This window comes from Priestia sp. FSL W8-0524, assembly GCF_038005965.1.
Lineage (GTDB): Bacteria > Bacillota > Bacilli > Bacillales > Bacillaceae_H > Priestia > Priestia zanthoxyli.
In genome coordinates this window covers 784,868-797,081 of record NZ_JBBOUG010000001.1, presented here as the reverse complement: position 1 = coordinate 797,081, position 12,214 = coordinate 784,868, and the positions used below count along the sequence as shown (strand labels likewise).

Below are 12,214 nucleotides of genomic sequence, written 5' to 3'. Positions count from 1 at the left end.
GTTTGTTGTCTATACTTATGCATACAAAATGCTAAAAAGCTTCTCACTTTACTATGAGAAGCTTTTTACCCCCTTATTCACATATCTTCTTGAACCTTTTCTTGATCAGACAGTTCTTTGTTTCGAGCCATAACCGCAAACCCAGCCATTACAATGATGCTGCTTGAAATGCCGTATAGAATTGGCGTAGTAGAAGAAAGTCCTTCAATCAATAGACCTCCAAGCACTACTAGCGTACTAACAACAATCGCTGAAACTCCGGCTTTTGGATGAATGTCTTTCCAAAACAGCGAGACAACAAACGGAACAAAAATCGCTCCTGATAAGATGGCATACGCCACGTCTAGAGCAACAAGCACGTCTTGAATCCAAAGAGCAAAAATAATAGCAAGCACGCCCACAATAAGTGTATTCACACGGGTTAAAATTAAATAATTTTTCTCTGAAATATTTTTAAGCCACACTTTTTTAATGATATCGTTGCTAATGAGCGTAGAAGACGCAAGCAGTGTCCCTGAAGCAGTTGACATCAGCGCCGAACAAACGCCTGCAAGTACGAGACCTAATAACCCTTGAGGCAGAATTTGAATCGCAAGCGTCGCAAAAATGCTTTGACTGCTTTCTGCGTTTGGCAGCAGCAAATATGCACACATTCCAATTACACTTCCCGCAATTGCGTAGGCAATGCTGTACACCCCTGCAAAAATAGAGCCGTTTCGCGCAATTTTTTCTGTTCGCGCCGTAAATACCCGCTGCCAAATATCTTGAGAAACTGCCATACCAAGCGTATATAGAAGGAAATACTGAAAAATTTGACCGTATCCAATCGATGAAAAATCAAAATACGATGATGGTAAATCTCCGGTAAGGGCTTTGAAACCTCCTGCTTCTGATACACTCATCGGAAGCATAAATCCAAAAATCGCCACCGTCATCACAACAAATTGAATAATATCAGTAACCGTTACGCTCCACATTCCGCCTAAAATCGTATAGAACAAAACAATCGAACCGCCAATTAGCATCGAGGCCGTCATGTTCCATCCAAGCAATGCATGAATGATCGTTCCCATTCCAATCACTTGAGTGACCGATACCATGAGTGTATAAATAGCGGCAACAACGGCGCTGATAATTTGCGCTTGAGCGTTATATCTTTTTCCTAGCAGCTCACTAATAGTAGTCACTTTCAACGACGAAATCCGCTTAATAAAAATCGTGCCAAGCGTAATGATTCCAAGTCCAATCATCGTCACAAACCAAATGCCAGACAGCCCGTGCTCGTAGCCAAGCTGAGCGGTTCCAATCGTTGACGCCCCGCCTAAAATAACGGCAGACAAACATCCTAAATACATAAACATCCCCAAGTTTCGCCCGGCTAAAATAAAATCTTCTGATGACTTTGCTTTTAATGAGCCAATGATACCCGCTACAACCAATACGCCAAAATAGACAAACATAACCGTCATATCCAGTCCGTTCATAACAGATTCCTCCTCGTATATTATATTTAAGCCCTATTTAGGAGCTAAGATCTGTTTCCATATTAATTAATAAACTAAATAACATATTACTTGGACGTCTCAAGATATTTCTAGATAATGATCATAGGATCATTTGGGACAATTCTTCTTTCTCCTGTGGATTAACCACAATGTAAGACTGTTTCTCAGTGAACGCGCGGGACTCCCTACTCGCAGGCTGAGCAGCCTGTCATTCGAACCTAGAGGGTAGTAGCTCTATGGCGGCTTTCGAATGCAGGGGAAGCTCTGATACACGAGGTTGTTGGTCGGCGTACACACTAGAGATATCTCGAGACGTCCAAGGAAATGCCAAGTGATTCTAAATCGAAAGGAGGTCTCTCCCGTGAGATTATTTGTTGGTTTAGATGTAAGTTCGTTTGATATGAAAGTATGCATTTTAAATGGTGAAGGAGAAAAGCTGAATGCCTTTACCGTCACCAATGACTTACCAGGCGCGACGTTGCTTAAAGAGCGTTTATTGGACTGCATAGGCGATCAAGAAGTTGACGTCTTAAAGATTGGCTTAGAATCTACATCGGTCTATAGTTTTCACCCGTCGATGTTTCTCCATCATGATGAAGACTTAAAAGTCTTCGGTGCCAAGGTGTTTGTCATGAACCCTAAACAAATAGCTAATTTTAAGAAAAGCTATTCGGACATGAACAAAACAGATGAAATCGATGCCTTTATCATTGCGGATTACTTACGTTTTGGACGTAACCAGATGTCAGTGGTCAAAGAAAGCCAATACGTGGCCTTACAACAACTGACTCGGTCCCGTTACCAACTCATTCGTATGATGACAAAAGAAAAGCAGCATTTTCTTCAACACCTAAGCTATAAGTGTAATACTTTCTCTCAAGAAGTAGACTCCTCGGTCTTCGGTAACGCAATGATGGAGCTTTTCTTAGAGAAATACAGCTTGGAAGAACTAGCCCACCTACCACTGGAGGAACTAGCAGCATTCCTTCAAGAGAAAGGGAAAAACCGATTTGGTGACCCGAAATGTGTGGCAACCTCCATTCAGAAAGCCGTGCGATCTTCGTATCGCTTGGACAAGGTAGTGGAAGATTCCATGGATGTGATACTTGGGACCTCGATCGAGGTCATTCGCACCTTCCAAAAGCAGATAAAAGAAATTGACAAAGCGATCAAAAAACTGATGGCTGGATTGACACACACGCTTGAATCCATCCCTGGAATTGGTCCCGTATTCGCTGCGGGTATCATAGCTGAAATTGGCCAAATAGACCGGTTTGATGATGAAGCTAAAGTAGCAAAATACGCAGGTCTATACTGGCGAAAGCATCAGTCTGGGCGCTTTACTGCCGAAGACACGTCCCTATCACGTAACGGTAACCACTACTTGCGATATTACTTAGTTGAAGCCGCCAACTCCGTACGAAAGCAAGTTCCAGATTACCGGGATTACTACGTGAAAAAGTACAGTGAAGTACCAAAACATCAACACAAACGTGCACTCGTTCTAACCGCAAGAAAACTCGTGCGATTGGTGGATGCGCTACTACGCAGTCACCAACTCTTTACGCCAGAAAGGGGCGTGAAAATATGACATAAAACTTGTCATCGCTACCTTTCAAATATTTTCCAGTAAATAACATTCGTTACTGGTCTAGTTTCGTGATGCTTTTTTTAAGTAAATTGCCCTTTGATAACTTTACGTTCTTTCATTTTTCAGTTGACATACTACCGCAGGTCTTATTATGGGTCAATCTATCTTTCGTTGAAACAAAGAGCTTCTTAAAGCTTTAGATCACGTGAAGACTTGTGATTTCTGTTAATGCTTCGTCTAACACGCGAAGCCCGGCGTCAATTTCTTCCTTTGTAATCGTTAAAGGAGGAATCATTCGAATCACTTCTCCGCTATTTCCGCAAAGGTAAAACAGCACCCCTTTTTCCAAACATTTGTCTAAAATCTCAAGAAGAAGATTTCCGTCACCTTGCTTTGTTTTCGGATTAATAATTTCAATTCCAATCATTAGTCCTACTGAACGAATGCTTCCGATCACTTCATGCTTCGCTTTTAAATGCTGAAGCTGATCCGCTGCATATTTCCCCATTGCTTTTGAGTTTTCAATCAGCTTTTCTTCTTTTAGTACGTCTAGCGTCGCAAGTGCTGCTGAACAAGCGATGGGGTTGCCTCCAAAAGTTGTTCCGTGTGTACCAATCGGCCACTTTTCCATGAGCTGCTTGGAAGCTACGGTAGCACTTAGCGGAAGTCCTGATGCTATGCCTTTTGCGATTGCCATAATGTCAGGCGTCACGTCAAACGTTTGAGCTGCAAACCACTCGCCGGTACGTCCAAAGCCGGTTTGCACTTCGTCAAAAATAAGCAGAATGCCGTGTCTGTCACACACTTCCCTTATTTTTTGCAGCCATGCTTTCGGCGGGATCACGTAGCCGCCTTCTCCAAGAACCGGCTCTACAATCATGCACGCCACTTCTTCCGGCGTTACTTGATGCTTAAACAACGTGTCAAAATCTTTTTCCAGCTTTTCCACACAGTAGATTTCCGGATCTTCTCCTTTTGGACACTGAGTCACGTCTGCATAAGGCACTTGATACGTTAAGCCCGATGGCTGAAGAAATTTCCGGTATTTGCTTTTTGATGTTGTCACGCTAAGCGCTCCGAGAGAACGGCCGTGAAAGCAGCCCATAAACGAAACCGTATAAGGTCTTTGCGTCACGTATTTTGCTAGCTTTAACGCTCCTTCTATTGCTTCAGTTCCGCTGTTAGCAAAGAAAAAGCAGTCCAGGCCTCTTGGCAATACTGTTTTTAATTCTTCAGCAAGCTGTAAAATAGATTTGTACATAATCACACCTGACGGGCCGTGCATAAGATGATCAACGCTATCTTTAATCGCTTGTACAACTTTAGGGTGACGATGACCTGTATTCGCTGTTGCAATACCTGATGTAAAATCTAAATACGTTTTTCCGTCCGCTCCGTAGTAGTAGCAGCCCTCTGCTTTTACCACCGGTAAATTAGGATGATCTTTCGCCATGCTTGGTGCTAGTAAATCCGGTAAACTGTTCATTAACTGTGTAAGTGATGCCTGCGTCATCTGACTTCCTCCTCGCAATCTATCAAGTAATGTGTTTGTACTTGTTTTACATGCAAAGAGCGTGCCAAAGACGTTAAAAAACAGAATGTTTTTTTAATTTTCTAACAACTGAAGGCTGACTGATTCCGAGTGCTTCACCTATTTCTGTTGTCGTTTTATACTGTTTTTTTGCTCTTACTAATATCTCTTTTTCCAGCTCGTTTAACGCGTCATTAAGCTTCATTTCCCCATGTTCTTCAACGTGTTGAATCCGTTTTTTCCTATGCAGAGAATGCGGCAAATGCTCCATTGTAATCAGCGTTTGTGAAGACACAACCACCGCGTGTTCAATCACATTGATTAACTCTCGTACGTTTCCTTTCCACTCATGTGCAAGCAGTGCGTGAATAACCGCATTATCAAACGTTCTTTTTCGGTTGTATTTCTTTTCAAACTGCTCGGCAAAATGTGTGAGCAGCGGAAAAATATCTTCAGGACGCTCGTTCAAAGATGGAATGGTAATCGGTACAACGCTTAAACGAAAATACAAATCTTCTCGAAATTCTTTTTCAGCGACGGCTTTTTCTAAATCTTTGTTCGTCGCTGCAATTAAGCGAAAGTCCACGGTTTTGGGCTTTCTTCCTCCAACGGAATAAAACTGTTTTTCTTGAATGAGCTTTAAAATTTTCACTTGATGCGCCGGTGACAGCTCTCCCACTTCATCTAAAAAAAGCGTGCCCCCGTCTGCTAATTCGACCAGTCCCACTTTTCCGTTTTTCGATGCACCCGTAAAAGCCCCTGCTTCATATCCAAACAGTTCCGCTTCAAATAAATGGTCTGGAATCGCCCCGCAGTTCACTTCGATAAACGGCCCTTTGCTTCTTGTACTTTTGTTATGTATCAGCTTGGCTAAGTGCGTTTTTCCTACTCCTGACTGCCCTAAAAGTAAAATATTTACGTCTACATTCGAAACGTGAACAGCCGTACGAAGAACGTGCTGCATCTTATCGCTGTTGCATACAATTCCTTCTGTTGATAGATTTTGGTTTCGCAGCAGCATAAGCTCGCTCTTTACGCGCTGCATTTCGCCTTCCATCGCATCAAGATATGTTTTCATTTCCATCAGCTCCGTCACATCGTGAGAATAGCTGACGATTCTTTTAATCTCGCCTTTTTCATCTTTGACCGGAATGCCAGTAACGAGCACTTGCTTGCCTTGTTTAGTTGTTTGTACAAGCGTAATTTTCTTCTTTGTTTCAAGCACAATTGGGGTAACGATTGGGGTAAACAGTCCTTGTTTTTCAAGTTCATACACAGACTTTCCGAGCAGTTTTTCAGCTTTTACATCGTAAATGTTTCCCGTTCCTTCATGTATTCGGACAATGATGCCTTTTTCATCCGTCACAAGCAAATCATCTTTTAACGAATGAAGGATCCACTGATTTTCATTCCATTCTGAATTCATGTATGCTCCCCGCTTTCTATTCACTTTTGAATAAAATACAATTCGTTTTTGAATAACGGCATTTATTTTTGAATAATCAATTTATTATATCACGAAGGCTTCTTTTTATTTTGAAACAGTAATTGAAATGAAGTTAAAAATGCATTAATATATTTTTATGAAGTTATAACTTCTTTTATTAGGAGGGTATATGAATCAATCATTTCAAGAATTAATTAAACATAAATTTCCTGACCTTTCTCGCGGTCAAAAAAAAGTGGCGGAGTTTCTCGTTAATTTTATGGAAAAAGGCTCGCTGTACACGGCCGGGCAAATTGGCAAAGAAGCAGGTGTCAGTGAAACAACTGTTATTCGTCTAGCTTACGCACTTGGGTTAAATGGTTTTTCAGATTTGCAGGAGCTAATGCGAAAAGAATGGCTTTCTTCTGCCGAATCAAAAGAAGCAGCTAGCAAGCCTGCAGCTGATTGGGCAGCGGAAGAAAAGAAACCTTTTAGTGAATGGCTTTCCCCCGTTGACGAAAAGGAGTTATCTCAAGCTGTAGATGTGCTCATCAAAAGTGATCAAGTGTATATTGCGGGTTTCCGTGAATCTCATACGGCAGCGTACTGGCTGTATTATAAAATGAATCAGCTTCGCAATCATGTTCTTTTATCTTTTCCAACTGGATTTTTGCTTGAAACGCTATGCAATCTCACAAGCGCATCAACGGTTGTTGTATTTTCACTGCCGCGCTATACAAAAGAAGCGCTCGAAGTAGCTCAGCAGGCTAAAAAACAAGGAGCGAAAGTCATTGCCATTACAGACCGCCGTCTGTCTCCGGTAGGTCAAATCGCTGATATCACGCTTTTAGCCGGAACAACCGAACATATTTTATCGCTTCTTGCCCTGTCTCAAATTGTCATTAGCAGCATGCAAAAAAGAGATGAAAAAACGGCTGGAAAAAGACAAGAACACTTGGAAAAGCTCTATACCGAGCAAGGCATCTTTTTAGAATAAATGATTAAAAGAAAGGAAGTAAACATATGACTGAAGCTTTAACGATTCGTTCACTTACAACAACCAATGAACTAGAAGACGTACGCGCATTAGAAAGCCGCGTCTGGGGAGAAGAAGAAGCAACGCCCGTTCATCAAACTTTGACCGCTGTTAAAAACGGAGGTCTTGTGCTCGGTGCGTTTCTAAATGAAAAGCTGATTGGCTTTCAATATAGTTTCCCCGGGTTTGACGGAACGTGCGTCTACTTATGTTCTCATATATTAGCAGTTGACTCTGCCTATCGCAGCATGGGTATCGGAGCTAAGCTTAAGCATGCGCAGAGACAGGAAAGTAAAAAAAAGGGGTATTCATATATCAGCTGGACGTACGATCCGTTAGAAAGCGCCAACGGGTATTTAAATATTGGAAAGCTTGGAGCCGTTTGTTCTATATATATTGAAAACTGCTACGGAGATATGAATGATCCGTTAAATGCTGACTTGCCTTCTGATCGATTCGTTGTAGAATGGGCATCCGCAGAAGATACAACACGAGCTCAGCCTCTTTATACGCCAGATCAAATAATGGAGGCATCGCTTACTCAATGGACGTTAACGGATGAAGGGTTTCCTTCTGTTACAGATATTGATGAAAAATGGTTGGATTGTGACGTCGTGTCTGTAGCTATTCCGTCTGCGTTTCAGCAAATGAAAGAAGTCTCTCCTTCTCTCGCATTGGACTGGCGGATGCGTACAAGATACGTATTTCAAACGTGTTTTGCAAAAGGATTCCAAGTAACAGGTTTTATAAAGCATCCAGAAAGCAGCGCACCCGTTCATTTTTATATTTTAACGAAAAAAGAGGTGCAAAAATGAAGATAAAACATGTCATTTTACGGCATTTAAAAATGGATTTACTTCATCCGTTTACGACAAGTCTTGGAAAAGAAGTAGATCGAGATTTTATTTTAGTAGAAATTCAAGACGAAGACGGACAATCCGGCTGGGCTGAATCCGTAGCGTGCGCGGACCCTTTTTATAAAGAAGAAACGCTTAAAACAAACTGGCACATTATGGAGGATTTTTTAATTCCTTTGCTTCAACAGAAAGACATTCAGCATCCTGACGAAGTATCCCAACGCTTTGCTCATATTCGAGGCAATTACATGGCAAAAGCGGCGTTAGAAGGCGCAGTTTGGGATTTGTATGCGCGCAGGCAAAACCTTTCTCTATCTAAAGCGCTAGGAGGCATTAAAAATCAAATTGAAGTTGGTCTTAGCGTTGGCATTCAGCCTACGATTGACAAAACGCTTCGCAAAATTGAAGCCGGCTTGAATGAAGGATATAAGCGAATCAAAATTAAAATTAAGCCGGGCTGGGATCTTAACTTGACGCGCGCGGTTCGAAACGAATTTCCTTCTATTCCCCTAATGGTTGATGCGAACTCTGCTTATACGCTTGCAGATGCTAATCACCTTGCTCAGCTTGATGAGTTTGATTTAATGATGATTGAACAGCCGTTGGCTCATGATGATTTAATTGATCACGCTGAACTGCAGGCCCGCATGAGCACCCCTATTTGCTTAGATGAAAGCATTCATTCAGCTGAAGACGTTCGAAAAGCTATTAAACTTGGAAGCACGCAAATTATTAATATTAAAATTGGACGCGTAGGCGGACTAACCGAAGCCAAAAAAATTCATGACCTTTGCCAAGCTCACGGTATTCCCGTATGGTGCGGCGGCATGCTGGAATCAGGTGTAGGGCGAGCACATAATATTGCCATTACCACACTTGCCAATTTTACGCTTCCCGGAGATACGGCCGCATCCTCTAAATACTGGCCGCGTGATATTGTTCATCCGGAAATCACGGTAGACAACGGCATTATTTCCGTTCCTGATACACCGGGCATTGGCTATGAACCTGATCACGATCAGATAAAAGCGCTAACTTTACACGAAAAAACCTATACTTGCTAATCTTAAACAGGCTGGAACAAAAGTATGTTAGTTGAAGGAAAATCCGAACGGTACACCGTTCGGATCTTTTTATTGTGATGATAAACGTGAACGTAGGTTTCATGTATGTAGTGGCTTCTAACTGTGGATTGGAGGACCAGGCTCTACCGCCCGCGGAAAGCGGAGTCTTGCACGAAAATCAACAGCGGTGTAAAAAGCAACGCATACTAGCTCCTTTATTCAATTGATTTCTTTTTAGATTGGATGGATTTAGTTATGCCCCAGCCTCTTTTTTATAGGCTCCTCTCCCGAGATGATACGTGCCTTGGCAAGATAAACAAACATATTAGCAAAAATGGTCTTATGCACAATCCTTCTAGTAATAAATGAATATAAATAGAGTGTAAGGGACATGCAAGGGTATATTCATTACAAATTTTAGAAGAAAGGAGCATACTGATGAATATTGAAATTGGAATTGCCATTTTCGTGTTTACAATGACAATGCTCGTCATTTTTTGGAGGCCAAACGGCATCAACGAAGCATGGCCGGCAGCCATAGGAGCAGCCATTATCCTGCTTACAGGGATTGTATCCAAATCAGACATTGTTGATATTTTTGCAAAGATAAGCGGCGCTTCTATCACCATTATTGCCACCATTGTCATGGCCGTCATATTAGAAAGTTTTGGATTCTTCCACTGGGCAGCTGCACGACTAGTGAGTTTATCCAAAGGCTCAGGGTACCGATTATATTGGTACATTCAACTGCTTTGCTTTTTAATGACTTTACTATTTAATAATGACGGCAGTATTTTAATTACCACTCCAATTTTAATTCTACTTTTGAAAAACCTTCAGCTAAAACCCCACCAGCAGATCCCCTACCTTTTAAGTGGAGCGCTTATTGCTACCGCTTCCAGCGCGCCTATAGGTGTAAGTAATATTGTCAATTTGATTGCCTTAAAAATTGTTCATATGTCGCTTTATATGCACACAGCGATGATGTTTGTACCGGCGACACTTGGTTTATTATTTATGTCTTGGCTCATGTATACGGTCGTAAAACGCCATTTGCCAAAAAAACTGCCGCATGCTTCAAAAGATATAGAAGAAAGTTTCTTTACGAAACAGTTTCACCCCTTAAAAGGAAGCATTTCTGTTGAAACAAAACGTAAACGCACACAATTTATGCTGAAAGTTTTATTATTTGTGTTTGTTATGCGCTGTCTCCTATTTGTCGCCTCTTATTTCGGCATACCAATCGAATTGGTTGCTGTACTGGGCTCACTGACCTTACTTGTTTGGAGATGGTATCACTTACGTACAAACCCGATTGATATTTTAAAGAAAACGCCGTGGCACATTTTCGTTTTTGCCTTTTCGATGTACGTTATTATTTACGGACTGCATAACGTAGGGTTGACGGAGCTGCTTGTAAAAGTTTGCGAGCCAATCGTAAATCGAGGACTTTTTGAAGCAAGCTTTATCATGGGAGGACTTGTTTCTATTCTCTCTAACTTGTTTAACAATCACCCTGCCCTGATGGTCGGAACCATTACCTTGACTGAAATGGGGCTCGATCCTATTACTCTTAAAACCATTTATCTTGCTAATATTATTGGAAGTGATATGGGCTCGCTTTTATTGCCGATTGGAACACTGGCTTCTCTTATTTGGATGCATATTTTAAAAGAAAATCATATCAAGGTAAAATGGAAAGATTATTTAAAAGTATCACTTATTGTTATCCCGCTTACCACGATCGTTACTCTTTTCCTCCTATTCTACTGGGTTCAGCTCATTTTTTCTTAATACTGATTTACAGGACGGATTGTACTCTTTTGAAGCTTACAGTCCGTCAGAAATAAACAAATGTCTCCCATAAAAACCCCACCATATTTTTCTATTGTTTTTTATAGATATACATTCACCCAATAAAAACATTTTTTTACATTCACTAATTATTTAGAACAATTTAAAAAGAAAATCAATAAATATATTGAATCGAATTTCCTTCATGTGATAAGATATGGTTATATTGTTACTTTAACAATACATAGAGCGAATGAAGTAGAAAATATGCAGATGCATAGAACTTTCTAAACCCCACACGCAACATTTAGAGAGTGACATTCATTTTCTCATTAACACCCATACCTTTCTGAAAAGAGTGAGTACATTAGACTTGCTCTTTTTGTCTGTTTACTAGCAAGGTGCACTTCTTATGTAAGGCCTTGTTTTACAATAAAACGACAAAAAAACAGGTAACTAAGCATGCCGCTTCTTACCTGTTTTTATATGCTAAAATGATAAAATCAAATTCTATCGCGCGAACGCCCTTTACGAAATTGATTTTAATTCTTCAATTAATTGAAAAAATTTTTCTTTGTTTCTTTCTTCTAATGTTTGATCGACTTCACGTAAAATTTGGTCTCTTCTAAAATCTCGGATAGCCTTATTTAATACCATTTTAGCAAATATAGAATCGAGGATATCCATACGGATGGGCTGCGAGTCTGTCGGGTGCTTTTCGATATAAATCAACTCCTATCCTTTCCTCTATTATAACAAATTCTAGCAATGTATCAAAATTTCATTGAGATATGCGCTGCTGTGAAACAGCTTCGTATTCTGATTCTAGCTCTTGAAGCGTAAGCTCGTATAGCTGCTTGTTTCCTTTTTTATAAATCCCTGCATCCAGCAATAAATCAATCATTGATGTTTTTTTACATTGTATGTGAGAGTAAGCTTGTTTTGTCATCGTTACACCGCCTATTTTACGCTTAAAAATGAAATGATTTCTCTATCTTTCACGACCTTTCTTTATGATACGGCCCGTCCTTTAGCTCACTGTGAAGAAAATGTTAAATTTATGTAATAATGCATAAGAAGAGGCCGGGACATAACTAACTGAATCCAACCTAAAGACGAACAAATGAGATACATGAGCTGAACCGCTTATGACACCGCCGTTGATTTCCATGCAAGGCTTCGCTTTCCGCGGGCGGGCGCTGAGCCTCCTCGTCGCTTGACTCCTGCTGGGTCTCATCTGTCCCGCTTTTCCCGCAGGAGTCTTCGCCTTTCCCTTCAATCAACTACTGGAAAGACGAAACAGATGAAGCTGTATTCACCATAAAAAAAACGAACCACTAATCAAACTTGTTGATCAATGGTTCGTTTTTCACTTGGGCTAAAATACGTTTCTCCCAGCCTCTTAGTTCT

General features: G+C 40.9%; 10 protein-coding genes and 1 pseudogene. 5 read left to right on the top strand and 6 right to left on the bottom strand.

Annotated features, from left to right (window positions below):
* Positions 1–77 precede the first annotated feature (77 nt).
* Positions 78–1,484, bottom strand: coding sequence for a sodium:solute symporter (locus NST66_RS03980; protein WP_034269962.1), 1,407 nt, complete (start codon positions 1,482–1,484; stop codon positions 78–80).
* Positions 1,485–1,866: 382 nt separating this feature from the next.
* Between NST66_RS03980 and NST66_RS03975 the strand changes: the two genes are divergently transcribed.
* Positions 1,867–3,096, top strand: a complete 1,230-nt coding sequence (locus NST66_RS03975; protein WP_050691787.1) for an IS110 family transposase — start codon at positions 1,867–1,869, stop codon at positions 3,094–3,096.
* Between the two features lie 196 nt (positions 3,097–3,292).
* On the opposite strand, the gene NST66_RS03970 is transcribed toward NST66_RS03975, so the two are convergent.
* Both NST66_RS03970 and NST66_RS03965 read right to left on the bottom strand, forming a co-directional pair.
* The gene (locus NST66_RS03970) at positions 3,293–4,609 is read right to left on the bottom strand and encodes an aspartate aminotransferase family protein (RefSeq protein ID WP_034269959.1); all 1,317 of its coding nucleotides are present in this window, start codon (positions 4,607–4,609) and stop codon (positions 3,293–3,295) included.
* Positions 4,610–4,682: 73 nt separating this feature from the next.
* Positions 4,683–6,053 carry a sigma-54 interaction domain-containing protein gene (locus NST66_RS03965; protein WP_028407737.1) on the bottom strand — a complete coding sequence of 457 codons (1,371 nt, stop codon included), beginning with the start codon at positions 6,051–6,053 and terminating at the stop codon, positions 4,683–4,685.
* A gap of 190 nt (positions 6,054–6,243) precedes the next feature.
* Between NST66_RS03965 and NST66_RS03960 the strand changes: the two genes are divergently transcribed.
* The 4 genes from NST66_RS03960 to NST66_RS03945 all read left to right on the top strand — a co-directional run bounded on the left by NST66_RS03960 (position 6,244) and on the right by NST66_RS03945 (position 10,804).
* Positions 6,244–7,050: an SIS domain-containing protein gene (locus NST66_RS03960; RefSeq protein WP_176344491.1), complete on the top strand. Its 807-nt coding sequence runs from the start codon at positions 6,244–6,246 to the stop codon at positions 7,048–7,050.
* A gap of 26 nt (positions 7,051–7,076) precedes the next feature.
* Entirely contained in the window at positions 7,077–7,904 is an 828-nt protein-coding gene (locus tag NST66_RS03955; protein WP_340843077.1) for a GNAT family N-acetyltransferase, read from the top strand.
* Entirely contained in the window at positions 7,901–9,010 is a 1,110-nt protein-coding gene (menC, locus tag NST66_RS03950; protein ID WP_340843076.1) for an o-succinylbenzoate synthase, read from the top strand. The genes NST66_RS03955 and menC overlap by 4 nt, the downstream gene beginning before the upstream one ends.
* A 438-nt stretch (positions 9,011–9,448) precedes the next feature.
* Complete coding sequence (locus NST66_RS03945) at positions 9,449–10,804, top strand: arsenic transporter (protein ID WP_116741429.1); 1,356 nt, start codon at positions 9,449–9,451, stop codon at positions 10,802–10,804.
* A gap of 528 nt (positions 10,805–11,332) precedes the next feature.
* Here NST66_RS03945 and NST66_RS03940 read toward each other — a convergent pair.
* The 3 genes and pseudogenes from NST66_RS03940 to NST66_RS03930 form a co-directional block, all read right to left on the bottom strand.
* Entirely contained in the window at positions 11,333–11,536 is a 204-nt protein-coding gene (locus NST66_RS03940) for an IDEAL domain-containing protein (RefSeq protein ID WP_016766443.1), read from the bottom strand.
* A 49-nt stretch (positions 11,537–11,585) separates the two neighbouring features.
* On the bottom strand, positions 11,586–11,753 hold the full coding sequence (locus NST66_RS03935) for a Fur-regulated basic protein FbpA (RefSeq protein ID WP_116741427.1): 168 nt from the start codon (positions 11,751–11,753) through the stop codon (positions 11,586–11,588).
* Positions 11,754–11,839: 86 nt separating this feature from the next.
* Positions 11,840–12,087, bottom strand: a pseudogene (locus tag NST66_RS03930) (hypothetical protein).
* Positions 12,088–12,214 lie beyond the last annotated feature (127 nt).

Excerpts from the sequence above, each read along its gene's own strand:
- NST66_RS03935 (WP_116741427.1), bottom strand. The coding sequence starts at position 11,753 with ATGACAAAACAAGCTTACTCTCACATACAATGTAAAAAAACATCAATG.
- menC (WP_340843076.1), top strand. The coding sequence starts at position 7,901 with ATGAAGATAAAACATGTCATTTTACGGCATTTAAAAATGGATTTACTT.
- NST66_RS03980 (WP_034269962.1), bottom strand. The coding sequence starts at position 1,484 with ATGAACGGACTGGATATGACGGTTATGTTTGTCTATTTTGGCGTATTG.
- NST66_RS03960 (WP_176344491.1), top strand. The coding sequence starts at position 6,244 with ATGAATCAATCATTTCAAGAATTAATTAAACATAAATTTCCTGACCTT.
- NST66_RS03945 (WP_116741429.1), top strand. The coding sequence starts at position 9,449 with ATGAATATTGAAATTGGAATTGCCATTTTCGTGTTTACAATGACAATG.
- NST66_RS03955 (WP_340843077.1), top strand. The coding sequence starts at position 7,077 with ATGACTGAAGCTTTAACGATTCGTTCACTTACAACAACCAATGAACTA.
- NST66_RS03965 (WP_028407737.1), bottom strand. The coding sequence starts at position 6,053 with ATGAATTCAGAATGGAATGAAAATCAGTGGATCCTTCATTCGTTAAAA.
- NST66_RS03970 (WP_034269959.1), bottom strand. The coding sequence starts at position 4,609 with ATGACGCAGGCATCACTTACACAGTTAATGAACAGTTTACCGGATTTA.